Consider the following 23,499-nt stretch of genomic DNA (forward strand, 5'->3'; position numbering starts at 1 on the left):
CTGCTGCGGGTGCAGCCCAATCCTCAGCCACCCGATCTTTCGGCGAATCCAACAGGCGAATTTTGGAGTAAAATCAGATGTCTCATGCTTCCTGGACCTCAAAATCATTCCTGGCGCACAATTCCAGACAAGTGTTTGTGGCCGTCAGCATGTTCGCATCTGCTTTTGCTCTTGGGGCAAACGCGCAACCGGCAAATGAAGTTGAACTCACCACCCATGATGGTGGCACGAGTGTTCGCGGCGTAATTCTGGAGTATGACGGGGCTACCTATGTCCTGCAGACAGAGTTGGGGAAACTGACACTTTATGCTGCGATGCTTAAATGTTCCGGTGCGGGCTGTCCCGGAGCTGACGGGGCTATCGCAGAAGCCGAACTGGAAGAAGAGGTTGTCGACACAAGGGTGACGTTGGTCTCGCGGAGCGATGACACAGAAGTTGTCGGGGAATTGGTCGACTACAGCGACAGCTACTATGTCGTTGAAACCCCGCTCGGTAGCTTTCAACTTTCCACGGACCGGGTAGACTGCGTTGGCGCCGCCTGCCCGGATTTGAATCTCTATGATCCGAAGATCGCTTTGCTTGGCGGGACCAATGCTGTTGACTTCATGATGCCTGCACTGCTGAGCGAATATGCACGCGAGCGTGGGCTTCGCTATCTGATTGACGAGCAATCCCCCGGTCGTTCTGTTGTCACTCTTCTGAGCGGTGAGGATGGTTCCGTGGTCGCCGAGATAGACATGCAGCCTTCCAGTGCGTCTGATCCCGTCTTCGCTCCGGACATCATGATCACAGACCAACGGATCAACGCAGCTGCAGGTACAGAGCGGGAATTTATGCTTGCACTGGACAGTCGCGTTCTGATTGCCGGCGACAAAAACCCTGTCCGCGACCTGAGCATTGAAGAAATCGCGGGCATTCTGTCCGGTGATCTGCGGTCTTGGGAAAACCTGGGCGGGGGCAATTCGCCTGTTACGCTGCATCTGCTGGAAGGGGACAAACCGGCGCTCTTTTATCAGAAGGTCTCAGGCAGTCCCGATGGCCCTCTGGCCGCGGATACAGTATTTCATCCCAATGCTCAGGAGTTAATCGACTCCGTCCGCGCAGATCGCTCGGCGCTTGGTCTCCTTGATCGCGTACAGGTACAGCGTGATGGGGCCGATATGATGTCCATCCGTAAAGCCTGTGGGCTTATGTCTGAACCGTCCAATTTCGATTTGAAAATCAAAAATTATCCACTGTCGCGCCCTGTCCTTGCCTATGCTGCAGAAGAGAATCTGCATCCGGTTGCCGGTGATTTCCTTCAATGGACGAAGACGGATGCCGCACAATCTGTGCTTGAGGATACAGGATTCGCCAGTGCCCAGCTTCAGCGCATGAAGATTCAGGACATGGGTATAGCCCTGATCCACGCCGCTGCCATGGAACCGGATTTCAGCGGGGATGAGTTTTCGTCAATGATGCGCGAGTTGCGCCGTGCGGACCGTCTCTCCATCACGTTCCGCTTTGACAATGCCTCCAGTAATCTGGACGCGGAGTCTGTGCTGAACATCCGCGACCTGGCAAACCGACTGCGCAACAGCGAATTTGACGGGCTGGAGCTTCTGCTTGTCGGTTTTGCCGATAGCGTGGGTGATGCGGGGCACAATACGCGGCTTGCGCAACAACGTGCAGAGGCTGTGAAAGAGGTGCTAGCAAATGAATTTGCTGCTGATGGGCTGAGCCGGTTTAACATTCAGGCACTGAGTTTTGGTGAGCAGATGCCGCTTGACTGCAATGACACCAATGAAGGCCGGGCCAGCAATCGTCGCGTTGAAGTCTGGGTTCGTGTGCCCGAAAGCTCTTGATCAGGTAAGGGCTGGGGGCTGTTTTGGGCGGAGACTGGCGGTATCGTCAGTTTTTATGACTGTTGTAGCCCCCCCATCGATGCCTAACGCGGAGAATGGCAGCAGTGATCGAGTAGTAGAATAGTCTGTGGCGTTCTACTTGGCGTAATGGTGAAACTGCTGTTGTGTTAGGCATCCGCTCTTATCAAATCGCTCGCCCGTTCTCCGATCATGATCGCCGGCGCATTGGTGTTGCCACTGACAATTTCCGGCATGATCGAGCAATCGGCCACGCGCAGGTTGTCTATGCCGCGTACCTTTAGTTTTGCATCTACAACTGACGCCTCAGAGCTTCCCATCGCGCAAGTGCCGGTAGGATGATAGATTGACGCGGTGTTAGATCTTACCCAGTCCAGTGTGCCATCATAATCGTCGCAATTCAGTTCTGCCGTTGGACGAAACTCCTCTGAAATCTTCGAGGCCAGGGGATTCTGTTTGGCAATTCTGCGCGCGATGTTCACGCCATCGACGATGGTTCGGCAATCCGTTTCAGTGGACAGGTAGTTCGGGATTATTTTGACATGTTTGGACGGATCCGGACCGTTCAAACGAATCTCTCCTCGACTTTCCGGACGCAGTTGGCAGACCGACATGGTGAATGCTGAAAACGGATGAACGCCCTCGCCGGGGCTGTCCGCGGACCAGGGCTGAACGTGGAACTGAATGTCGGGCGTCTCTACATCCGGTCGGGTTTTCATGAATCCGGTGGCTAGGCTGGCGGCCATCGTCATAGGGCCCGCACGGAACAACGCGTATTTTAAGGCGATGCGTGCCTGATTGAACAGGCTTCGGACTTCATCATTCAGCGTCGGTTCGTTGCATTTGAACACCAGCCGTGCCTGCAAGTGATCCTGCAGGCCCTTGCCGACGCCGGGCAGGGCGTGCAGCGGTGCGATAGCGTTTTCCTTCAGATGGTCCGGGTCTCCGATTCCGGATAGCATCAGGATCTGGGGCGAGTTTATCGCTCCGCCGGACAGGATGATTTCGCGACGGACCGTTAGGGTTTGTTCGGCACCAGAGCGATCCCGGTAAATCAGACCGGTTGCCTTCTTCCCCTCAAGAACCACGCGCGTGACCAGTGCGTTGGTGATTATGTTCAGGTTCTGACGCCCCCGGATGGGCTTTAGATAGGCCACGGCAGCGCTGCACCGGCGGCCGTTGCGGGTGGTCAATTGGAAGTAGCCCACGCCCTCTTGGTCTGCCCCGTTGTAATCCGGGTTGAACGGATAGCCAGCGGCCTGCGCCGCGGCCACCCACGCGTCGCAGATGGGGCGTTGGATGCGCATATTCGACACGGACAAAGGCCCGCCGACACCGTGAAATTCATCCTCGCCCCGCTCCTGATCCTCGCAGCGTTTGAACAGGGGCAGGACATCGTCCCATCCCCAGCCCTCGTTGCCCATTTGTCGCCAGCGGTCGTAGTCCTCTTTCTGTCCACGGACATAGAGCAATCCGTTCAGTGAAGACGACCCGCCCAGCACCTTGCCGCGCGGCCAGTCGATGGATCGCCCGTTCAGCCCCGGATCAGGTTCGGTGCGATAGCACCAGTCGACCGAGGGGTTATGCATGGTTTTGAAATAGCCAACAGGGATGTGAATCCACGGGTTGGTATCGCGGCCACCAGCCTCGAGCAGAGCAACGGTCGTGTTGGGGTTGGCGCTCAGCCGGTTGGCAATGACACAGCCCGAAGACCCCGCACCAACAACCGCATAATCCACTTCCATGACTGCCTCCTCCTCACGCCGTCGAAAAAACTCTATGCAAGATGCAAGAATTATACTAGCCTTTTTTGATACAAAACGTCTCAATATTTGCAATCAGGGAGGTAAGCAATGGAGATCGGTCGGAAACTAAGTGGTATTTCGCGGCGGGATTTTTTCCGTGTTGCCGGGCGCTATGGCATGAGTTCGACACTACTGGCGGCAGGTGGGTTCGGGGGGGCGATGAGCCTGGCGAATCTGGCTCAGGCTGCAGAATCAACCTATGAAAAGCGCTTTTCGAAAGAGCCGAAACACACGCTGAAATTTGGCGCGTCAGGCTTCAACACTCGCAACCTGCTGATCGAACGCGCCGGTGCAATCGAGTTCGCGCGCGATCTGGAAGAGCGCACGGATGGCGAAATTCGCATCGAATTCATCGGTGACAACCAGATCTGCGGGCAGCTGAGTTGTGTCGAGAAGACCCAGCAGGGGATCGTCGATATCTATGCCGCCTCGACTCAGAACTCGGCCGGTGGCGCGCCTTATCTGAACGTTCTGGACTATGCTTACATGTTCCCCAGCCGCGCGGCGCAGTATCACTTCTTCTATAGCCCTGCGAGCCAGCGCATCCTGCGTGATCCCTTGGAAAAACGGCACGGGTTGAAATTCCTGTTCACGCATTGCGAACTGCGCGGCCTGCAAATGGGATCGACATTTGCCGACAAGCCGACCGTGACCAAGCTGGAAGAGCTGTTCGGAACCAAAAACCGCGTGACGGGCACGCAGCTGGGGCGGATTGCGATGCAGCTGCTGAACCTGAACCCGGTACCGGTTGCGTGGGAGGAAACGCTGGACGCTCTGAAAACCGGTCTGATCGACGGGGCCGAAACCTGGGCTTCGGCCGTGGCTTACGCCAACATGTCGCCTGTGGTGTCGCAGTCGGTCAATCTGAAATTCTTCTGCGGAACCGAACATACGTCGATGTCGGCCAAGGTGTTCGACAGCCTCAGCGGAGAATTGCAGAACGCGGTGATGGAGTCTTCGTATTTCACACAGGCTTTGATTCAGGGCGCAAACGAGGCGGCGCTGCTGAACACCGTAGGGTTCTCGGATCCGCAACTGCCGAACACGATCTTTGCCGAAAACGGCGTGCGTCCCGCCTTCCTGGCCGACGATCAGATCAAACTGGCCGAAGAGATGTGCGCCCCGAACTACAACCCTGAGCCGTGGGAGCAGTGGCGCGAGCGTCTGAACAAATGGGCAGGCGGCATCGATACCTATCAGGAAATCTACGACATCGCGCGCGAGATCCCGGCAGACACCTTGCCGGAGAATGTCGAGCCACGCCGTTGGTGGATGGGCCAAGCCTGATAAGCTTTAGCGAACCGGCCCCAAACGGGCCGGTTCCACAACACACCGACTGGGAGGACGGGGTACATGACGTTTTGGGCAGATATAGGCGCGATTATCAGCGCCTTTCTCAGTCAGGATTCGTTCGAGATTCAATCTGCATTGGAATCTGATGCCACTTGGGTGTTCGGGGCCGTGGTCTCGGCAATTGGCGGGTTCGTGATCATGCTGATCTATCGGGCAGTCCCCTTTGTCGAACGCCATCTGGAACGGTCGGTGATGGTGTATTCCTACCTCGCGATTGCCCTGATCATCTTTTGGGGCGTGATAGACCGGTTCGTGTTCAACGACCAAGAGCCGTGGTCAACCACCATTCCGCCGCTGTTGTTCATGGTCATGGCGTGGTTCGGCGCGTCCTACAATGTCCGCCTGCGCACGCATCTGAGCTTCAGTGAGTTCCGCACGGCCATGCCGCGTGGCGGTCAACTGGCTTGCCTGATCCTCGATGCAGTGCTGTGGTTCATCTTTGCGGTAATCGTCATCGTGACCACAACCCGGTTGGTGGCGCTGTCGGCGTCGAATTTTCAGATCGTTCTGGGGACCGACAACATCATGCAATGGTGGTTCCTTCTGGCTGCGCCTCTGTCTTTCTTTCTGATGGTCGGGCGTGTGTTTCAGAACCTCGCAGATGATCTGCACAACTGGAAAACTGGTGAGCCGCTGATCCAGCAGGCCGTGATCGGAGCAGACTGATGACAGACGGAACCATGGTCACACTGATCTCGCTTGGGGTCACTTTTCTGTTCATGCTGGGCGTGCCGGTTCTGCTGGTGATTGGCTATTGGGTCATCGGCTGTTCCTTCGTTCTTGGCCTGACGCTGGACAATATGGGCGCCGAGCTTTTGAACGTGTTCAACAAAGGTTTTGCCCTGCTGGCGATGCCATTGTTCATCCTGACCGGCGACCTGATCAACAAGTCAGGTATCGCAAGGCGGCTCAGCGATTTTGCATATGCCTGTCTGGGCTGGATACGCGGCGGGCTGGCGATGGCATCGCTTGGCGCTTGCGGATTGTTCGCGGCGATCTCGGGGTCGAACTCGGCGACAACGGCGACTATTGGCTCGATGCTGCATCCGGAGATGGTCAAAGGTGGCTATGACGAACGATTCAGCGCCGCCACCGCGGCGGCGGGCGGTACGGTGGGGATCATCATTCCGCCGTCGATTATTTTCATCGTCTACGGTTTCCTGATGAACCTGCCGATATCTGAACTGTTCGTCGCCGGTATTTTGCCAGGCGCTCTGATGGTCATGGGGATGCAGTTCGCTTGCTGGATTATCTGTCGAATGAATGGCTGGGGACACCTGATTCCGCTGCAACTGAACCGGGTGCTGAAAACGGCGTTCGGAGCGTGGCTCGGCTTCTTCGCCATTGGGCTGGTGCTTTGGGGCATCTATACAGGCAAATTCTCTCCGACCGAAGCGGCGGGTGTGACGGTCGGCTTCTGCGTAATTGCTGGATTGGTCAGCTATCCGATCAACCGCTTGATGGGGGCCCGGAACGACATTCCGCCAACCGAAAAAAGTTTCGCCGAAATGTTCGTGGTCGAAGGGTTTACGATCCCCGAGATCCCCTCAATCGTGATCCGCTCGGCTCAGATCACCGGTATCCTCGCACCGCTAATCGCAATTTCAGTGGTCATGCAGCAGATCCTTTCACTGCTAGGTGCGCAGCAAACTATCGGGGATTTCGTGACCTCAATGGGGGGCTACCATGCGGTTCTGTTTACCTCGATGGTAATCGTCTTTTTCTCAGGAATGGTTCTGGAAAGCCTGCCTGTAACGATCATCCTGGCCCCGATTTTGGCACCGATTGCGGCTTCGGTTGGAATTGATCCGATCCATTTCTCAGTGATCTTCCTTGTGGGGGCGTCCATCGGGTTCATTACCCCGCCCTACGGGTTGAACCTCTACGTGGCCTCGGGTGTGACCGGTGTGCCCTATTTCCGGCTGCTGCGGTATACGGTGCCCTATCTGGTGGCGTTGCTGTCGGTGTGGATTTTGGTGTCGCTTGTGCCCGATCTGGCCTTGATCCTACTGCCAAATAACTAGACTGTTGCAGGATGGCCGAGACGGAAACACAAGACAAAGAAACTCAGATCCCGACCAACTTGCGCCTTCTTCTCATCCTTGAGGAGGTGGCGCGGCGCGGGGTTGCCGTTAAACCATCGGACCTGATTGAGACGTTGGGTCTGGCCAAGCCGACCGTCCACCGCCTGCTGCAAACCGCAGAGGCCGAAGGCTTCCTGCAGCGCGATCTGGATGGTCGCTCGTATGGCCCCGGACATCGGCTGCGGTTGTTGTCGGTCAATACGATGTCCTCCGAGCACCTCCGCACTGCACGTCTGGCAATCTTGCGCAGCGTCGCCGAAAAAGTTGGTGAGACTTGCAATCTGGCCATTCCGGACAGGGAAGGGATGATCTACCTTGATCGGGTGGAAACGAAGTGGCCACTGCGAATTCAGCTGCCGATCGGTACTCAAGTTCCTTTCCATTGCACCGCCAGTGGCAAAATGTACCTGTCCACACTGCGGCAGAAAACGCTGGATGGATTTCTTTCTGCGGGAAACCTGCAACCGCAGACCGAACGGTCCCTGACTGATCCAAAGGCATTGCGAGCGGAAATCCGACGCATTTCTGAGAGCGGTTATTCTACAGATGATGAGGAATTTATGGCCGGAATGACGGCCCTTGCTGTGCCCGTTCGAGACGGGCAGGGCAGGTTAGTGGGCACACTTTCCGTTCACGCCCCAACTCAACGCCACGATATCAACAGCCTAATGTCCTTTCTGCACATACTGCAAAAGGGAGCAGGTGAGCTTTCGGCTATGTTAACCGACTAATGCGCACTCGAGACGAATGTCACAACGCGACCCACTTTTCTAATCAACTCGAAATCGATAATCGTCCTGATTGGAGAAATATCCATCGCGGCGGATAAGAGCGTGATCAAATCTTGCTATAGGTCGACCTGGAAAGCGGTCTAAAGGCACTTCGCTTAAGTGGCTTCTGTTATCGCATACGCGTTCTCAAGCTCGACCCCGAGTCGTCGATCCTGAAATTCGCAAAACACATATGGCAAAGCACCTCGATTTCCTCGAACGGAACGCGGATAAGATTGAGGCTGCAGGCCTTCTGTTCGACACAGTCAGACAAGGGCGCGATGGTATTCGGATCGTTGAAGCAGGCTCGAAGCTGATCCATCCGGGTTGAGGTATCAGCGTCTAGGTGGGGCTGGTCGGACATTGAGGTAAACGCGGCGAAGGGGGTATTTTGTCTGCAACCTGAAGGTTCGCTCTAATTCGGATACTTCGCTCGCAGCAAAGGTCCGGTTTGGCGGACCTCTCCGCAGTAGGGCGCCAAGTTGAACAATGTCCGGTAAGGGCCGGAAACAATCGGGAAGGCTGTCGCCTGCGAGCATGCTGACCCAGTGCGGACGGATGTATTCGCATAGCAAGCTCGTTGCATTTGTCGTCGTACAATGCTGATCTTACCGGACAGATGCGTGCAACCTGTGCGTGCCGATCCGAAAGGATAGCTTATGGTCGATTCCAGTCCTGCAAATTTGCAATACTTGACGAACCCACTTTTGAACAAAGGGACTGCCTTTTCATTGCGCGAACGAGAAGAACTCGGATTGACGGGTCTTCTACCGCCACACATCGAAACTCTCGAAACTCAGATAGACAGGGCTTATGCCGCCTTTGAACGTGAGGAGACACCGCTGGACAAGCATGTCTATCTGCGCGGTCTGCAGGATGACAACGAGGTTCTGTTTTACGCTTTATTGGTGCGGCATTTGTCCGAGATGATGCCGATAATTTACACACCCGTGGTGGGGGATGCCTGCAAGCGGTTCAGTGAAATTTACGACCACCCACGCGGATTGATCATTTCATACCCCGAGCGCGACCGGATTGATGACATACTTGAGAATGCCATCCTGCCCTCTGTCGAAGCTATAGTCGTCACAGACGGAGAGCGGATTTTGGGTTTGGGCGATCAAGGCGCGGGCGGCATGGGAATCCCGATTGGAAAGCTTTCGCTTTATACCGCTGCGGGCGGAATAAGCCCGTCTGTGACGCTTCCGGTGGTTTTGGACGTCGGCACCAACAATCAGGAACGATTGGAAGATCCCCTCTATATCGGATGGCGGAATGAGCGCATCAGCGGGGACGAGTACTTTGAGTTTGTCGAACTTTTTGTGCAGGCGGTAAAGCGCAAGTGGCCGGATGTGTTACTGCAGTTCGAGGATTTTGCACAGCAACATGCGGCACCACTGCTGGCGCGATATCGCGATCAACTCTGTACTTTCAATGATGATATTCAGGGCACGGCGGCAGTAACGGCAGGCACTTTGCTGGCTGCATCCAACGTCACCGATATTCCGTTAAAGAACGCAACAATCGCGTTCCTCGGAGCGGGTTCTGCAGGGGTGGGTATAGCCGAACAACTGGTTCAGCTCATGGTCCGACAAGGACTATCCGACACTGAGGCACGCGGGCGCATCTACATGGTGGATCGGGCCGGGTTGTTAACCGATGCAATGACAGACCTTCTGCCGTTCCAGAAGCAAATCGTACAACCCATCGACAAAGTCGGAAGCTGGTCCGATGGTGAGATTTCGCTGCTGGATGTGATAAATCATGCCAAACCCAACATTCTAGTTGGTGTCAGCGGGCAGGCAGGCTTGTTCTCAGAGGAGATCATTCGTGCGATGGCTTCTCACGCGGAACATCCTGTCGTGTTGCCGCTTTCGAACCCGACATCGCGAATTGAGGCCGTGCCTGCAGATATTTTCCATTGGTCAGATGGTCGTGCAATGGTCGCCACCGGAAGCCCGTTTGAGCCGGTTGTTTACAACGGAAAGACACACCATGTCGCGCAATGCAATAACTCCTACATTTTCCCAGGCATGGGGCTGGGTGTGTTGGCGGCAGGCGCACGTCGTGTCACTAACGGAATGTTCATGGCCGCCGCTGAGGCGTTGGCGGCATTGTCGCCCGCTAAATCCGATCGCACCGCCAGCTTGCTGCCCGATGTTGAGGATATTCGCCAGGTCAGCAAAGCAATCGCATTTGCCGTTGGTCAACAGGCACAGCTGGATGGCGTTGCGCCTAAATCCACAAGTGACGAGCTGAAGGCGGCAATAGATGCGAAGTTTTGGACCCCGCAATATCAGGAGATTTCTTGAAGCAGACCCGCGTTGGAGTGGCCGGAGGCTTGTCTTTGGAAATTCAGAATCCACTGGGTCTGTTATAGGGAGTGAGATACGGCATCTGATTGTGGTTCGGATTATGACCTTTGCGCCGCCTCACGCCTGAGCGGTTTTTGCATCGCAGCGCAAAGGGCGCCCACCAGCAAAACCGCCGAGGCCACGATCAGGCTGTCTCCTATTTCTCCGGTTATGTCCCCGATGACACCGGCCCCAATCGGCCCCAATGCCTGTGAGATGGCGAAGACCACGGTAAAAAAGCTAATGGTTGCACCCCAATCCTGCTGTTCCACATTCTGGCGGACAAAGTTGGTTACCGCAGTAGGTGGCATAAAGACTGATAGTCCGAATACGAGTGCCGACAAAATCAACCCATATCCAGATGAAACCAGGATCGGCAGTGCCGAACCCAATGCGACTCCGCTTAGGATCAGAGCCAAGGGCATTCCGGACGAATAACGAGCCAGCACCCCGCGCCAAACAAAAGGAGACGCCATGATACTGAACCCAAGAATCATCCACGTTGCGGTGGTCAACAGGACACTAGAATGCTGCTCCTTCATCCAGACAGAGATGAAAGTGACGTAGACAATGTAACCCAACCCGAACAGCGCATACCCGCCGAGTTCGCCAAGCATTCTGCGCACCGGGGGGATGGATGGCAGTACCGCGTCGTGCTCGGTTTCGTTCAGTCTGGTTGAGGCCCAAATCGAAAATGGGCAAATGATCAGGGCTGCCAACCCGACTCCGATCCACGCCCAGTCCCAATATTGCGGCCCGAACACGTCCAACATGCTCGGAAGGGTCGCGCCACACAATGCAATACCAAATCCACCGCCTCCGCCAAAGTACAGGGCGATGGCCAACGCATTCTTTCGCGCGTCGCTCTGGAACAGCGATGCCGCCAGTACGCCGCCTGACACAAAGGAAAGAGCACCGAACATTCCCACCAAGGTGCGACATGCGGTTTGCACCACGAGGCTCTCATCAAACCCGGTCGCCAAAAGACACAAAGCGGTCGCCACAGTGCCGACTGCGAACAACCGCGACGGTGAAAAATGCCGGATCAGTATAAGTGTTAGAATCGAACCCACTATGTAGCCAATCGAATTGGCCGTATTGAGCCAACCGGATTGAGTGAGACTCCAGCCAAGGCTGCTTTTCATAGACGGCAGAATGAGACCGTATGCAAAGCGGCCAAAAGCGTTGGATATGCTGACACCGAGCGCAAGGCCCAGCAATATGAGCCACGGGTTTATAGGTTTTGCCGCGGACATGAATATCCTTTCGGGTTGAACGGCCACCGTGCCCCAATGCGATTAGTTGTGCAATCCCAACCGATCTGCCCTTGCGCCCTGAGTTCAATTGGTTAGCGACTGTTCGAAGATTGAGGAGGACAGAACGGATGCCTCTCTTCGCTCGGCGCCTGCGGCCGTCACCTACCTTCCCATGGCAAGCGGCTCGCAATCGTATCCGACCGGCTGCGCCGTCACACTATGTGCGCAGCACCGCTTTCTTCCGCCGCTAGTCGTTTCAACGCCATCCGGTCAAGCTTGCCGCCCATGGTTAACGGTAGTGCGTCAACTTCCCGAACAACGTCCGGTGCCTTGTATCCAATCTGCTCTCGCGCAAAGGCGATGATCTCTCCAGCGCGCACCGGGGGTGCGCCTTCAACCAAGCTCACAAAGGCCCAAACATCTTCTCCATGCATTTCATCTCGGACCCCAACCGCAACTGCTGCCGCGACTGCGGGGTGTGCTGTCAACGCATCTTCGACCTCTGCCGGGCTGATGTTCGAACCGTCATGTACAATGACCTGTTTCCGACGCCCCCGGAACCAGAAATAGTCATCCCCATCCTGCCGCATCAAATCGCCTGTATCGAGCCAGCCATCCCGAAACGCCGCCTCTGTCGCCTCGGGATCCTTCCAATACCCTGTCATCATGGTCGGGCTTTTTACCCAATGCCGACCGTCCACCCCTAAGGGCACCTCCTCACCGGCTTCGTCGCGAAGCACCGAGACATAGCCCGGATTGTTTAATCCAACTGCGCCCAGTTTCTCGGAGCCACCATGAGTATTGGAATGCGACGTACCCATTTCCGTCATTCCATAAAACGCCCCAATCGGCACACCAGCCAGCGCGCCGAACGCTTCAACCAGCGTCTGCGAGGGCTTGTCCCCACCAGCCATCATCGTCTTTAGCGAGCGAAAGTCTTCGCGCACCGCCCCGTGCCCCGTGACCAAAGCCGCCAAAGGCGCTGGTAAAATCTGCGCCACCGTTGGGCGCGTCCGCCTCAAGAGCCCCAAAAGCTCGTCCGGTGTAAATTGCCGCGCAATACTTGTCTTGGCGCCCGACCAAAGCCCTGCAAATGTCAGTCGCAATCCGGCGGTGTGCGAAATCCAAGACGCCGGCAACACCACATCCTCGGGCCCCAACCCTAGCCCCTGCGCATTGCTTGCCACCATGTATCCCATGCTAGCATGACTGTGTGTGACGCCCTTTGGCTTGCCCGTGGTGCCTGAGGTGAAGAATATGAAAGCCGGAGCCTCAGCCCGAACCTTTGGCAGTGTTCCTTCACCCTCGGCGTTCAGCAGATCGTCAAAGGCGAGTGCTCCGTCCACTTCCCCTGCATAGACAATCACGCCTTTGGGCAATCGCGCTACGCCAGGGACCGCGGTTACATCCTTTACCCGCTCGCCATGTACCAACAGTGCCGCCGGTGTCGCCAACCCCAGTGCATAGTCGATATCCGAGGCTGAATAGCGATAGTTGAGCGGCATCGCCACAAGACCAGCCCGCATGCAAGCCAGGTAGTGGATTATCAGCGCCGCGCGGTTTGGCATAATGGACGCCACTCGGTCCCCCGGTTCGAGCCCCAGGTTCAGATATTGCAACGCCAACCGCGTACAAGCGGCATCCAACTCCTGCCAGGTCAAACCCCCGTCCAATGCATAAAGTGCAATTGCCTTGGGATCTGCCGCTAACCCACGGCGAAACAGGTCTGTTAAATCCGCTGGTGCGGACAGCGGTGGTCCGGCTACCGACATGCTCGTGTCCTCAAAGCAACAATTTCAAGAGTCTACACCGCGCCACTCAGATCCCAAAGCCCTCGACCAAACCTCGGTCTCTCAGATTATTCCGCGCCCGAGAAAACCCAAATGCTATCAATACGGACGCCATCGCTATGTCTACTACTTCCGCGAATGGCGAATTCGGCAGCCTATACATATTGCCAGCACAGCGAATGTCAGAAAGCCGGGCGATAGCGGCGTTGGAGGATTGTGCCCAAGGTCTGCCTCAGGCCGTCATTGTCGCCCCCGAAAGGAACCCTGCAGTCCAATGCTGCACCGCTTCCAAGGCCGAATTAAAGGACGTTTCAACTGGGTCATTGGGTGGGTAAATGTCCACATACTTCGCTAAAGCGTCGCATCTGTTGCGATCAAACCGCGAGATTTGCTCTAATTAATTATACGATGTATAAATATTTTGAAACGGAGAATGCCATGCCGACCGGACACATCATGATGGCCATGAGCCTCGACGGTTTCGTTGCCAGAAAAGACCATTCGCTCGATTGGTTGAATAAACAGTCTGCTGAAAATGAAGACCACGGGTTCTCCGAGTTTATGGACAGTGTAGATGCCCTTGTCATGGGAACGGGATCGTTGCGAACTGTACTTGGATTTGGCGAATGGCCTTACGCAAAACCTGTTGTTGTGCTCAGTCGATCCATGACGAAACAGGACATACCTGAACATTTGCATGACAAAGTAGAATTCTCGACTGCAAGTCCAGAAGAGTTGTGGGAGGTGTTTCACCAGCGCGGTTACAAACGCGTGTATGTCGATGGTGGTGCGATCATCCGGTCGTTCTTTGAAGCCGGGCTTGTCCAAGATATGAAGATTACCTTGATCCCAATTCTTCTGGGTGATGGCATCCGTATTTTTGGAGAGACAGATGGCGACGTTGATCTTGAACTGATCTCCGCCAAACCCTTTCCATCAGGTATGGTCGATCTGGTTTACAAAGTGAAAAATGCATGACCAACACACCGACCGTCGGGCGACCTAAAAAATCAAAAGAACGTCTGTCAAAACAGCTTATCCTGCAAACTGCGTTACCCATTGTTCAAAAACAGGGCGCGGGCGCGCTTTCGTTTCGGGTACTGGCGGATAAGCTAAAGGTCACACCGATGGCGGTCACTTACCATTCTGGCAGCAAGCGAAAGCTGCTGGCCGACTTGGTTGAACTGGCCTTTGCGAATACACTTCAAGGCACCGTTGAAGAAGGAGCAAGCGCGAAAGCGCGGAGCATACTAAGTGCCTACTATCTTCGGGCCTTGCCGAATGCCAACCTACTGCGCGCAGTTCTGGAAGATGTCACTCTCATCAGCAAAGACCTCTTGGAAATCACTGATAGGCTGCGGGCCTGTACGCAAGAACTTGATGGTGGTGACAAAAATGATGTGCTTTTGCATCTTCTCATCGACTACACGCATGGATTTGTCCTCTCCGCGTCAAGCGGCGAAGACAACCCGATAACAATCGACGACTTTTTACGAGGTATCGATTGGGTGCTGGCGCGTGCGAGAGGCGGTGCGCACGACTGCTCAAAATAGGGCACTCGGAACTTAAGATATATTGACCCGTCTCGCTAGAAGGCCTATGTGCGCCAAACGTATGAGGCGTTGCGCCTCACACAACGGAGATTTTATGAAAGAGACCCGGGCCTAACGCCCGTTCCTGGCGAACCAAATTCAGGAACACCAACATTGATAGGCACACTCACGCGCGATGCTGAGTGTCCTTTTTGTTGTGCTTTCGTAAAATCGAGACATCCCAATGAATATTTCAAAGCACGAGCAACGTGTTTTGCACGAACTCGCCCTTGGCGGGTCGATCCACTTCGAACGCCTGGAAAACGGAAAAGTCCATGACGTCACTTGTTATACGCGTGACGGCTATGTGCTGTCCGACTGCACCCTGAGTGTTTTCCAACGCTTGCTTAAAAAGCGCTTTATCCGTTCAAAAAACGGCAACCCCTATCGCGCCTCCGCGTTGGGGATCAAATCCGTGCGCGCCCAAATGAACCAAAGATAGGAAAGAACCATGAACCACACAGAAACGGCCGCCATTGTAGACGTCCACCGGCTGGCATTTGGGAAAGAGGAAGGCGACGACATCGCTTGGCTTGCCGAAGTCTTCCTCGGCCTCGCGGACACGATATCTATCAGCGCCAAACGCGACGGGAAGATCGTAGGCAACGTGCTTTTCACGCCGTTTAACTTCCTAGATCACCCTGACGCAAAATGTTACCTGCTGGCACCTTGCGGGGTGCTGCCAACGTATCAGGGCCACGGCGTGGGGAAAGAGATCATGGAGGCGAGCATTGAACATCTCAGTTCCGTCGGGGCGGATGCGGTGTTCGTGCTGGGGGTCCCGACGTTTTACCCTAGATATGGATTTGTACCGACGGACAAGCAGACGCCATACCCGGACCTGATGACGGCACCAGAGGCGTGGATGGCGCTTGAGCTGACAAAAGGATCCGTAAAGAAACTGAGTGGCAAGACAGCGGCGATCCCGCAGTTCATGCAACCTCATTGGTGGGACACTTCGCAACACGGGTGACGCTCATCCCTGGTCATGACCAAAAACCAGAACCCGCCATTCAATATCTCGAAATGAGTGGCGGGTTCGCTGCACAAGGTGCAAACTCAACCAGCTCTAAATTCTGCGCCTGAAGTGAGGTGCTGGTCTGCTGGATCGCACCACAGCAATGATTTGCTTGGCAGACGGCGGGTAAAGGCGCTCAAGGCGGCTGGATCTGGGGCGACCAGGGCAACGCTGCAATGCATCAATTGTCCGCCTTAGGCCCATAAAAGAAATCCCATGCCATGCTGCGGGCACAAAACAACTGAATTTCTCTGCGCGTATCAAAGTTCTTCTGTGGCACGGCGGAAGTTGCCGCCATGTATACGACCTGCCGCAAATCCGGATGATGAATTCACGCTGCGCCTCCACCTTGACCCGGCGGAATGTTCACCCATGAAAAGCGAACCGGTTTTCAGTCTAGGGAAAAGAGCTTGTTGAACGCTTCCGTGCCATTGCACGAAAACTTTACAATACGGGTGTTTTGATCTCGCTTCGCCCAGGATAGTTCCTCGAAACGGCTTAGAAATGCACGTCCGAGGCTACCAGCCAGATGTGACCTGCGTTCGCTCCAGTCCAGGCATTCCAGACAGACCGGCGCGCGCGCCTTGCACAGAGCCTCAATGTCGATCTCAAAATCTTTGGCAAAGGCGGTGCCCGTTTTGGTGAGCTCCAGCTCTTCGCCGTTCAAATTGAGATGTCCCTGCGCCATAAGACTGTCGAACATCTGTGTGCCCATATCTCCGGCCAGATGATTGTAGCAAACACGCGCGTTTCGCAGCTCCGCATCTTTCGGCCCGGTCCGCTTTCGCAAATAACCCGAACCCGCCGCAAGTCCCATCAGGCCCTCCAGTACTTGCGCCACCTCGTCACTGGCGAGTTCGAAATACTTGTGTCGTCCCTGCTTACGAGGCCGCAGCAAGCCGCCTCCATCGAGTTTGGACAGGTGCGAGCTGGCCGTCTGGATCGTCACTCCGGCTTCTTCTGCCAACTCGCTGACCGTGAGGGCTTTGCCGCTCATTAGTGCAGTCAGCATGTTGGCGCGGGCGGGATCGCCGATCAAAGCGGCGATGTGGGCAATGTCGGGACCTTCTTTCATAGTTCGACCATAATCGAAGCATTCTTGTGGAGCAAATGTTTAAAACATGAGAGAGCACACGATAAGGAAACTGCTATGCTAACCTGTGTTATCCGATACCAGATTGACCCGACAAAGAAGGCACTATTCGAGGAATACGCTCGCAATTGGGGCCAGGCGATCCCGCGCTGCGGCGCCGATCTGATTGGCTATTTCGCACCACACGAGGGGTCCGCGACCCTTGCCTACGGTATTTATAATATTAGGAGCCTCGCTGCTTACGAGGAATACCGCGCCCGTCTGGCCGCAGATCCGCTCGGACGCGAAAACTACGAATTCGCCCAACAGGAGAAGTTTCTGCTTCGCGAGGACCGGACCTTCCTGAAGCTTGTTTCGACACCTCACGGGATGGGAGAGCACCAATGATCGCGGTAATTTTCGAAGTCGAACCACAGGAAGGCCGCCAAGGTGAGTACCTCGACATCGCCGCCGAGATGCGCCCGATGCTGGAAGAGATTGACGGCTTTATCTCGGTAGAGCGGTTTCAGAGCCTGACTGATCCGCGCAAGATTCTGTCTTTGTCCTTCTTCGAAGACGAGGATGCAATCACCCGCTGGCGCAACCTTAGCACCCATAGGGCAGCGCAGACGAAAGGGCGCGGCGGGGTCTTCAATGATTACCGCCTGCGCATCGCCACTGTGATGCGGGATTATGGCATGTTCGACCGAGCGCAGGCTCCTGCGGACAGCCAGACCGCGCACAACACATGAGTTTGGCCAGATTTCACACCGAACTGCTCCGCGATCCGCCTATATAGCAGGCCGCGAGGCCGAAGTGCTCAACACTTCGACCCACATCGAAACAACCAGCCTGAAATTTGGATAGCAATCACCTGAAGGGCATATAGGGCTTTATTTCAATCAAACGTTTTGAAAGTTCCAGTCACGCCCGCATATTTTATCACCTACCGATTTTTCCATCCTTCAATCAACCCAGCCGCCGCTTCGGCATAGCGCAAAGGAAACTGGTCTGATGTCCGGGCTTTCATGATCGTGTGAAGCCCCAGCAATAGTCCGATCAGCAGCTTTGCTCCACTTACTGGATCTACTTCGGCGTGCACCGCGCCCTGTGATCTGGCGCGGTTGAGGATTGCCACAAATCGCCCTTCCAAAGTGGTCAGGTATCTTTCGATTCTGGCGTTCACCTCAGGGTCAGAACGGTCAAATGAACTGATCGAGTTGAAGGCGAGGCAACCGGCGTCTTCGATCTTCGGCATCCGTTCATCTGAGGCGATGCCTCTGATCCAATTCGCCAGATCATCCAGCGAATAGGTATCCGGGTCAGGAAAGTGCCGGGTCTCGGCATTGTCCAGATAAGTATCCAGGGTCTTTAGGAAAAACTTTTCTTTTCCACCATAGGTGGTCTGCAGCGTGAACCGCGTCAGCCCTGTCTCCTGCTCCAGTTCCCGGGTGCTCGCACCGTGGTACCCCCGCCGCCAAAACAGGTCGAGGGCACCCGCCACCGCACTATCGTGATCCGTCTTGCGTTTTCGCGCCACAGATTTCTCCTTGCCTTTTCTATCCATGTGGATAGTAATAAGTTCCTATCCACATGGATAGCATTGCGGGTGCTCGGCAGCAAATCCCGTGTGACCCCCAACTGAAACGGAGACCTGACATGACCGCCATCGACCCAACATCCGGGGCCTCGAAGCCCGTCACTCTACGCATGATCTTCATTCTGAACGCGCTGAAAATCCCGCTGGCCTTTGGTTTTTTCACCGCGTTCAAATTCTACGGACTGCAGGTCGGAGAGTTGGTCGGCCCGCAAGCCGCCAACCTGATGCTTTATACGATGCTGGGGTACATGGTGACTTTTGCCTTCATCGTCGCATCTATCCTCCAGCGCAGTATGATCGGTATCCGCGCAGCGATTATCGTTGATTTTCTGGTCTCGATCCCAGCGACGGCGGTCATCGGCTTTATCATCGCGATCCTCAGCATGGGCTTGACCTTTACCGCCTCGGTCCGTGCGTACTTTGCCTATCGCGGCTGATGTGGGCCCTCCGATGGACCTGACAAATGACATTAACGGCCAATGCATCTGCGGCGCGGTGCGCTATCGCGTTCAGGACAACATGGCCGCCTTCAAACTGTGCTATTGCAGCCTTTGTCAGAAGGCCTCGGGGTCAGCCCATGTTGCGAATGCCTTCACAACACCCGACCAGATCAAATGGCTGCAAGGTAAGGACATGCTGACATCCTTTGATGTGCCCAATTCCCAAGTCCGCCGGGTGTTTTGCCGTGTCTGCGGTACGACGTTGCCCTTTGAGACGCAGAACGGCAAGTTTCTGGTCGTTCCCGTCGGCAGCCTGTCCCGCCCGCCATCGAGCCCCGTTGCCGCGATTGCCGGCTGGGCATCCAGACCCGCATGGTATGATACGGCGCTGGGTTTGATCGAAGAAACCTGCACTGAAGAAAGGCCCGCTCAATGAATACCGATCAGGTGATTTCACCCGATTTCCCGTTTGACTCGAAATATGTCGAGGTGAACGGCCAGCGCATCCACTATGTCGACGAAGGCGAAGGCGCGCCGGTTCTGTTTCTTCACGGCAATCCGACCTCGTCCTACTTGTGGCGCAACATCATCCCCTATGCTGCTCGTCAGGGCCGCGCCATCGCGATGGACCTGATCGGCATGGGCAAGTCGGGCAAGCCGGATATTCCCTACCGCTTTGTCGATCACGTCCCTTTCGTGGACGGTTTCATCAAAGCGCTGGGACTGAAGAATGTGACGCTCGTCATTCACGACTGGGGCTCGGCATTGGGGTTCTACTATGCGCACCGACATCCCGAGAACATACGTGGCATCGTCTTCATGGAGGGTGTCATCCGCCCGATGACCTGGGCCGGATTCCCGCCAGACTTCCGCGCGGGGTTTCGGATGATGCGGACGCCAGGTCTGGGTTGGATGATGATCTCGGGGCTGAACATGTTCGTCGAGAAAATCCTGCCAAGCGCCATCGTGCGTGATCTGACACCGCAAGAAATGGAGCACTATCGCGCGCCTTTTCCCACCGCGCGCAGCCGCAAGCCGGTTCGAGTGTGGCCTTGTGAAATTCCGATCGATGGTACGCCCACGGATGTGCACGACATTGTCACTGCCTATAGTCGCTGGCTGGGTGAAACCCGAACCCCGATGCTGATGTTCCACGCCGTACCCGGAGGCACCATCGGGTCAAAAGAGGTCGAATGGTGTCGCCAAACCATCCAGAATCTCGAAGTGGTGGATATTGGAAAGGGCATTCATTTCCTTCAGGAAGATAACCCCCATCTGATCGGGGAAAAGCTGGAGAAGTGGCTCGCGCGACTGCCCAAGTGAACCCGTGCTGCTTTGAGTGGCGGCTGACCGTATACATAAATCAGATTTCCTGATTGTATGCTTTGACTATTGTCCAACGCGTTCAAAGGCCAATCACAGGAGGGAGGCCCTGTTGAATTTGACGATCCCCATACCTTTGATACTGGCGGCTGTACTGCCCGCTTTTCTGGACCGGTGCTCTGGATCCGACACCAGCGTGGCCTTGGGCGTATTGGCGCGCGACCGGGTGGCCTTGACCGCGACAGCCAATGAAATCGTCGTCGATCTACCGGTTGCCGAGGGAGCCGTGGTCAAGGCAGGCGACACGTTGGTCCAGCTTGATCCTACATTGCAAAGGGCAAAGCTGGCACTGGCGCAGGCTGAACTGGAAAAGGCGCAGGCCACGCTTCTGAAACTGCAGGTGGGGCCGCGAGAGGAGGAAATTGCGATAGCCGAGGCCAAGGTTGCGGGCGCTGTTGCCCGCCTTGCAGATGCAGAGGCGATCTATGACCGAAACGCCAGACTGGTCGAGAACTCGGTTGTGACTGAAGCGCAAGTGGCAAATGATCTGGCCCTGCGCGATTCCGCACGGGCTGAACTGGCCAGCGCTCAGGAATCTCTGAAGGAGTTGCAGAACGGCACCAGACCCGAAGACCTGGCGGTTGCCGAAGCCAACGTACGGGCCGCCGAAGCGTTGGTTGCCGCCGAGCAAACCGTTCTGGACGACTTGACGGTAACGGCCACCCGAGACGGCGTGCTGGATTCCCTGCCGTGGAATTTGGGCGAACGAGTAACATCCGGTAGCCCGGTGGCCGTGATGGTTACGGGCCAAACCCCCTATGCGCGCGTCTACGTTCCCGAGCCGCATCGCGTCAATCTAAGACCTGGCGATACGCTGGACGTGCACGTTGACGGGCTGGCCGATCCGTTGGACGGCGTGATCCGCTGGATCAGCGACGACGCGTCCTTCACGCCCTATTACGGGTTGAACCAGGATGACCGCACCCGGCTTGTCTATCTGGCTGAGATTGACCTGCCCACTGCAACACCGGACCTGCCCGCCGGTGTGCCAGTGCAGGTCCCCATGCCATGAGCGATGTCGTCGTCTCGACGCAGGGTCTGACCCGCCGGTTTGGGGAAAACACCGCAGTCAACAATCTGGACCTTGAGATCAGAACCGGCCAGATTTACGGGTTTCTCGGCCCCAATGGCTGCGGCAAGACCACGACGATGCGCATGCTGACCGGCTTGCTGACCCCCAGCAGTGGGGCGATCTCGGTTTTGGGTCGGTCGATGCCCGAGGCGGCAGAGCCGCTTAAAAACGAGATCGGGTATATGACTCAAATCTTCTCGTATTACCGTGACCTGACAGTGCTGGAAAACCTCCGGTTCGCGGCGGAAATCTATGGCATTCCAGCGAAATCGGCCGCAGGCCGGATCGACGAGCTGCTGCATACCTACGACCTGACGACCAACGCACATCAGCTCAGTGGCAGCATGAGCGGCGGACAACGACAGAAACTCGCCCTCGCGGCAACGGTCATGCATCGCCCTAAACTGCTGTTTCTGGACGAGCCAACATCAGCTGTTGATCCTGAAACCCGTCGAACGTTTTGGGAGCAGCTGTTTGATCTGGTAGATCAAGGTGCGACGATGATCGTATCGACCCATTTCATGGACGAGGCAGAGCGCTGTCATCGGTTGGCCATCCTCCAGCACGGTGTAAAAAAGGCAGACGGGTCTCCGCGCCAGTTGATGGATGATTTGCAGGCCGATGTTGTCGAAGTTGAAGGGCCGGATCTGAGAAAGGTCAAACACGCGCTGGATGGCAAACCCGAAATCCTGTCGACTGCACAAGTTGGGTCACGCCTGCGCGTGCTGGTGGACAAGTCTGAACCTCAACCAGTTGACATGCTACGAACCTATCTGAACGCATTTCCGGACCTGTCTCTGACACCACAACGCCCAAATCTGGAAGATGTGTTTGTTAGTGCAACGCGGGGACCGGAACAGTGATCTCTGTGCGCCGCACCGCTGCTGTCCTGAAGAAAGAACTGCTCCAACTGCGGCGGGACAGGATGACCTTTGCCATGGTCATCATGATCCCGCTGATCCAGCTGCTGCTGTTTGGCTACGCGATCAACACAAACCTGCGACACGTGCCCGTCGCGCTGGTGGATCAGTCCAGAACCGAACTGTCGCGTACGCTGGCGCAGATCGTTCAGGCCACGCAGGTTGTTACCATCACCGAAGAGCTGACCACCCCGCAAGAGGCCGAGCGCGCAATCACCGAATCCCGCGTGCGTGCCGCGCTGATCATCCCTCAGGACGTCAGCCAACGCCTTGCTCGCAGCCCGTCCGTAGGGCTGGGTCTGCCCAACGCAACGGATCAGACCAGCAGCCGACCTGTTGCCCATTGGATCGTCGATGGTTCAGACACGATGGTCGCCAGCGCGATCAAATCTCTGCGAACGATGCCCTTGACCGAATTGTTGAAACAGCCTCCAAACCGGCAAGTGCCCACGTTCGAAGTCACGCTCTATTTCAACCCTGAACAGCGATCTGCGGTGAATATCGTGCCGGGCCTTGTCGGGGTCATTCTGACTATGACGATGATCCTGTTCACCTCGGCCGCCATCGTCCGCGAACGCGAGCGGGGCAATATGGAGATGCTGATCAACACGCCAATCCGGTCGATCGAGCTCATGGTTGGCAAGATCATCCCCTACATCTTTCTGGGCCTGATACAGGTCGCAATTATCCTTGGCCTTGGGCACGTCCTGTTCGATGTCCCGATCAATGGCGGGCTGGGCGTTTTGTTGGTGGTGACGTTGCTGTTCATCATTGCCAGCCTGTCGCTTGGGCTCGTGATCTCGACACTCGCCCAGAACCAACTTCAGTCGATGCAGATGACTATCTTTGTCCTGCTGCCATCGATCCTAATGTCCGGCTTCATGTTTCCCTTTGACGGCATGCCGCAACCGGTCCAGATCATCGCTCAGATCCTGCCGGCGACCCATTTTATGGATATGATCCGGGGCGTGGTGCTGCGTGATGCTTCGCTCTATGAGTTGCGATGGGAAATCCTCTGGATGATTGGCTTTGCGGTATTCGGGTTGTTGGCGGCAACTCTGAGGTTCAAGAAACGGTTGGGTTGAATGGCCCATAGCTGCCCTTTGTGATCAGCCCAGCGAATGACCT

General features: G+C 55.8%; 24 protein-coding genes. 19 read left to right on the top strand and 5 right to left on the bottom strand.

Annotated features, from left to right (window positions below; translation table 11 throughout):
* Positions 1–77: 77 nt before the first annotated feature.
* Complete coding sequence (locus GOX63_RS14375) at positions 78–1,844, top strand: phosphate ABC transporter substrate-binding/OmpA family protein (RefSeq protein WP_170546158.1); 1,767 nt, start codon at positions 78–80, stop codon at positions 1,842–1,844.
* A 167-nt stretch (positions 1,845–2,011) separates the two neighbouring features.
* Here GOX63_RS14375 and GOX63_RS14380 read toward each other — a convergent pair whose 3' ends face one another.
* Positions 2,012–3,607: a GMC family oxidoreductase gene (locus GOX63_RS14380; RefSeq protein WP_170326499.1), complete on the bottom strand. Its 1,596-nt coding sequence runs from the start codon at positions 3,605–3,607 to the stop codon at positions 2,012–2,014.
* A 108-nt stretch (positions 3,608–3,715) separates the two neighbouring features.
* Here GOX63_RS14380 and GOX63_RS14385 point away from each other — a divergent pair, with 108 nt between their 5' ends.
* The 6 genes from GOX63_RS14385 to GOX63_RS14410 all read left to right on the top strand — a co-directional run bounded on the left by GOX63_RS14385 (position 3,716) and on the right by GOX63_RS14410 (position 10,186).
* A complete protein-coding gene (locus GOX63_RS14385) occupies positions 3,716–4,954 on the top strand; it encodes a TRAP transporter substrate-binding protein (protein ID WP_170326498.1) in 1,239 nt (412 codons plus the stop codon).
* Positions 4,955–5,020: 66 nt separating this feature from the next.
* Positions 5,021–5,686, top strand: coding sequence for a TRAP transporter small permease (locus tag GOX63_RS14390; protein WP_170326497.1), 666 nt, complete (start codon positions 5,021–5,023; stop codon positions 5,684–5,686).
* Positions 5,686–7,044, top strand: a complete 1,359-nt coding sequence (locus GOX63_RS14395) for a TRAP transporter large permease (RefSeq protein ID WP_170326496.1) — start codon at positions 5,686–5,688, stop codon at positions 7,042–7,044. Before GOX63_RS14390 ends, GOX63_RS14395 begins: the two co-directional genes overlap by 1 nt.
* Positions 7,045–7,055: 11 nt before the next feature.
* Entirely contained in the window at positions 7,056–7,835 is a 780-nt protein-coding gene (locus GOX63_RS14400) for an IclR family transcriptional regulator (RefSeq protein WP_170326495.1), read from the top strand.
* A gap of 232 nt (positions 7,836–8,067) precedes the next feature.
* The gene (locus tag GOX63_RS14405; RefSeq protein ID WP_170326494.1) at positions 8,068–8,205 is read left to right on the top strand and encodes a hypothetical protein; all 138 of its coding nucleotides are present in this window, start codon (positions 8,068–8,070) and stop codon (positions 8,203–8,205) included.
* A gap of 328 nt (positions 8,206–8,533) precedes the next feature.
* Complete coding sequence (locus tag GOX63_RS14410; protein WP_170546161.1) at positions 8,534–10,186, top strand: NAD-dependent malic enzyme; 1,653 nt, start codon at positions 8,534–8,536, stop codon at positions 10,184–10,186.
* Between the two features lie 101 nt (positions 10,187–10,287).
* On the opposite strand, the gene GOX63_RS14415 is transcribed toward GOX63_RS14410, so the two are convergent.
* Together GOX63_RS14415 and GOX63_RS14420 are read right to left on the bottom strand one after the other, a co-directional pair.
* Complete coding sequence (locus GOX63_RS14415) at positions 10,288–11,484, bottom strand: YbfB/YjiJ family MFS transporter (protein WP_170326492.1); 1,197 nt, start codon at positions 11,482–11,484, stop codon at positions 10,288–10,290.
* A 212-nt stretch (positions 11,485–11,696) separates the two neighbouring features.
* The gene (locus GOX63_RS14420) at positions 11,697–13,256 is read right to left on the bottom strand and encodes a class I adenylate-forming enzyme family protein (protein WP_170326491.1); all 1,560 of its coding nucleotides are present in this window, start codon (positions 13,254–13,256) and stop codon (positions 11,697–11,699) included.
* 456 nt (positions 13,257–13,712) lie between these two features.
* Between GOX63_RS14420 and GOX63_RS14425 the strand changes: the two genes are divergently transcribed.
* The 4 genes from GOX63_RS14425 (at position 13,713) to GOX63_RS14440 (ending at position 15,839) form a co-directional block, all read left to right on the top strand.
* On the top strand, positions 13,713–14,252 hold the full coding sequence (locus GOX63_RS14425) for a dihydrofolate reductase family protein (RefSeq protein ID WP_170326490.1): 540 nt from the start codon (positions 13,713–13,715) through the stop codon (positions 14,250–14,252).
* Positions 14,249–14,827, top strand: coding sequence for a TetR/AcrR family transcriptional regulator (locus GOX63_RS14430; RefSeq protein ID WP_170326489.1), 579 nt, complete (start codon positions 14,249–14,251; stop codon positions 14,825–14,827). Before GOX63_RS14425 ends, GOX63_RS14430 begins: the two co-directional genes overlap by 4 nt.
* A gap of 223 nt (positions 14,828–15,050) precedes the next feature.
* On the top strand, positions 15,051–15,308 hold the full coding sequence (locus GOX63_RS14435) for a YjhX family toxin (protein ID WP_170326488.1): 258 nt from the start codon (positions 15,051–15,053) through the stop codon (positions 15,306–15,308).
* Positions 15,309–15,317: 9 nt separating this feature from the next.
* Positions 15,318–15,839 carry a GNAT family N-acetyltransferase gene (locus GOX63_RS14440; protein WP_170326487.1) on the top strand — a complete coding sequence of 174 codons (522 nt, stop codon included), beginning with the start codon at positions 15,318–15,320 and terminating at the stop codon, positions 15,837–15,839.
* Between the two features lie 436 nt (positions 15,840–16,275).
* Here the strand turns inward: GOX63_RS14440 and GOX63_RS14445 are convergent, their stop codons facing one another.
* A complete protein-coding gene (locus tag GOX63_RS14445) occupies positions 16,276–16,959 on the bottom strand; it encodes an ArsR/SmtB family transcription factor (RefSeq protein WP_170326486.1) in 684 nt (227 codons plus the stop codon).
* 75 nt (positions 16,960–17,034) lie between these two features.
* Here GOX63_RS14445 and GOX63_RS14450 point away from each other — a divergent pair, with 75 nt between their 5' ends.
* Together GOX63_RS14450 and GOX63_RS14455 are read left to right on the top strand one after the other, a co-directional pair.
* Positions 17,035–17,364, top strand: coding sequence for an NIPSNAP family protein (locus GOX63_RS14450; RefSeq protein WP_170546164.1), 330 nt, complete (start codon positions 17,035–17,037; stop codon positions 17,362–17,364).
* Complete coding sequence (locus tag GOX63_RS14455) at positions 17,361–17,708, top strand: antibiotic biosynthesis monooxygenase family protein (RefSeq protein WP_170326484.1); 348 nt, start codon at positions 17,361–17,363, stop codon at positions 17,706–17,708. Before GOX63_RS14450 ends, GOX63_RS14455 begins: the two co-directional genes overlap by 4 nt.
* Positions 17,709–17,902: 194 nt before the next feature.
* On the opposite strand, the gene GOX63_RS14460 is transcribed toward GOX63_RS14455, so the two are convergent.
* Positions 17,903–18,496 (bottom strand): TetR/AcrR family transcriptional regulator, encoded by a 594-nt coding sequence (locus tag GOX63_RS14460; RefSeq protein ID WP_170326483.1) that lies wholly within the window; start codon positions 18,494–18,496, stop codon positions 17,903–17,905.
* 119 nt (positions 18,497–18,615) lie between these two features.
* On the opposite strand from GOX63_RS14460, the gene GOX63_RS14465 reads away from it, so the two are divergent.
* The 6 genes from GOX63_RS14465 (at position 18,616) to GOX63_RS14490 (ending at position 23,456) form a co-directional block, all read left to right on the top strand.
* The gene (locus tag GOX63_RS14465; RefSeq protein ID WP_170326482.1) at positions 18,616–18,993 is read left to right on the top strand and encodes a hypothetical protein; all 378 of its coding nucleotides are present in this window, start codon (positions 18,616–18,618) and stop codon (positions 18,991–18,993) included.
* A 13-nt stretch (positions 18,994–19,006) separates the two neighbouring features.
* Positions 19,007–19,432 carry a GFA family protein gene (locus tag GOX63_RS14470; protein ID WP_170326481.1) on the top strand — a complete coding sequence of 142 codons (426 nt, stop codon included), beginning with the start codon at positions 19,007–19,009 and terminating at the stop codon, positions 19,430–19,432.
* Positions 19,429–20,319, top strand: a complete 891-nt coding sequence (locus GOX63_RS14475) for a haloalkane dehalogenase (protein WP_170546167.1) — start codon at positions 19,429–19,431, stop codon at positions 20,317–20,319. Before GOX63_RS14470 ends, GOX63_RS14475 begins: the two co-directional genes overlap by 4 nt.
* Before the next feature lie 112 nt (positions 20,320–20,431).
* Positions 20,432–21,391, top strand: coding sequence for an HlyD family secretion protein (locus GOX63_RS14480; protein ID WP_254435962.1), 960 nt, complete (start codon positions 20,432–20,434; stop codon positions 21,389–21,391).
* Positions 21,388–22,314: an ABC transporter ATP-binding protein gene (locus GOX63_RS14485; protein WP_170546169.1), complete on the top strand. Its 927-nt coding sequence runs from the start codon at positions 21,388–21,390 to the stop codon at positions 22,312–22,314. Before GOX63_RS14480 ends, GOX63_RS14485 begins: the two co-directional genes overlap by 4 nt.
* On the top strand, positions 22,311–23,456 hold the full coding sequence (locus GOX63_RS14490; protein ID WP_170546172.1) for an ABC transporter permease: 1,146 nt from the start codon (positions 22,311–22,313) through the stop codon (positions 23,454–23,456). The genes GOX63_RS14485 and GOX63_RS14490 overlap by 4 nt, the downstream gene beginning before the upstream one ends.
* The last annotated feature ends 43 nt before the right edge of the window (positions 23,457–23,499 follow it).

The sequence above is a fragment of the Ruegeria arenilitoris genome (assembly GCF_013031355.1).
Lineage (GTDB): Bacteria > Pseudomonadota > Alphaproteobacteria > Rhodobacterales > Rhodobacteraceae > Ruegeria > Ruegeria arenilitoris_C.